Genomic DNA, 1276 nt, shown 5'->3' with positions numbered 1-1276 from the left:
GCATAGTAGTAAACGTGTTATGCAGGCGTTAGCCGCTGTGTTGAACTAAGGGGTAATAATTGAAAATAGAAAATGTAAGTCAATATGTTGAAATTGTATCACAGTATAAAAATGACTCTTCTTGGGTTTATCGAGGTCAAGCTGTTGAGTCATGGGATCTAAAGCCTAAAATGTTTAGAGAACAATTTGAACAATATGATGAAAACCATATGTTAGATGTTTGGTCTCGAGCGGCTATAAAGCATCTAGACAAACAACCAACATCTAAACTGGAGTGGTTAGCATTAGCTCAACATAACGGTTTACCGACTAGATTGCTGGATTGGTCGTATAATCCATTGGTTGCTTTGTATTTTTGCTGTAGTTCTCATCATGACAGTGATGGAGAGGTGTTTGCGTTACGTAGTCGACATGATTCAATCGAAAACGATTTAGATCCTTTTGAAGTTAAAAATGTTGATATGTATCGAGCTAGTTCATTTATCGAGCGTATTTCCTCTCAGCAAGGTTTGTTCACAATTCACCATGATATTAGTCATTGTCTTAAAAAAGATCCTAAGCCATTTTTAGGCTTTAATATTTATGAAATACCTAAGGAGTCTAAATCTTCGATTCTTGATGAACTTCATTTATTGTGCATTAATGAATACACTATTTATCAAGATTTAGAATCGCTATCAAAAAATATGATTTGGCAAATAACTGAGCATGACGATGTTTCATTTAAAGGCGGCTAACAATCGCATCAACACGATTTGCTACATTCGGCATTCTAGGTTTCTTTGGGTTTACCGTGTTAAGTGGTAAATTTAGGCTTAATCTGCATGGTAGCAAACGTGTTATGCAGGCGTTATAACCTAGGTGAGATAGTTCTCAAATACACTTAAATATTAATAGTTTAAGTGATGGTTAAGGTAGAATTGATTTCATACTATAGATTGTAGCTATTTAGTAATCATTGAATAAAAAAGGACTTTGAAAATGACAACTCTTCAAAAAATTGCAATTGGGCTTGGTTCTGGTTTACTTGTTGGATCTGTTTCAACGGTGCTACCTAGCTTACAATTTTGGTGTTTTGTCATTGGATTAACTCTAATTAATTACGTTATTGTTACGAAGAAAAAATAAAGCGAATAAGTGATAGCTATCGGTGCCAAAGAGCATGACTTGCTGGAAATAGATGATCAAGGTAGTGATTATAATGTTGAAGGTAAACAGTTACGGTTTCAGTAACATTATCAGATGGTTATAACAAATGCATCAACACGATTTGCTA

General features: G+C 34.4%; 2 protein-coding genes. Both read left to right on the top strand.

Features of this window, described 5'->3' with window-relative positions; translation table 11 throughout:
• The first annotated feature begins 59 nt into the window (after positions 1-59).
• The gene (locus A6E03_RS18965; protein ID WP_065601521.1) at positions 60-737 is read left to right on the top strand and encodes an FRG domain-containing protein; all 678 of its coding nucleotides are present in this window, start codon (positions 60-62) and stop codon (positions 735-737) included.
• Positions 738-981: 244 nt separating this feature from the next.
• The gene (locus A6E03_RS20345) at positions 982-1128 is read left to right on the top strand and encodes a hypothetical protein (RefSeq protein ID WP_017019179.1); all 147 of its coding nucleotides are present in this window, start codon (positions 982-984) and stop codon (positions 1126-1128) included.
• Positions 1129-1276: the final 148 nt, after the last annotated feature.

The sequence above is a fragment of the Aliivibrio sp. 1S128 genome, from assembly GCF_001691065.1.
Classification (GTDB): Bacteria; Pseudomonadota; Gammaproteobacteria; order Enterobacterales; family Vibrionaceae; genus Aliivibrio.
This window is presented reverse-complemented; position numbering and strand designations above follow the sequence as displayed.

Excerpts from the sequence above, each read along its gene's own strand:
- A6E03_RS20345 (WP_017019179.1), top strand. The coding sequence starts at position 982 with ATGACAACTCTTCAAAAAATTGCAATTGGGCTTGGTTCTGGTTTACTT.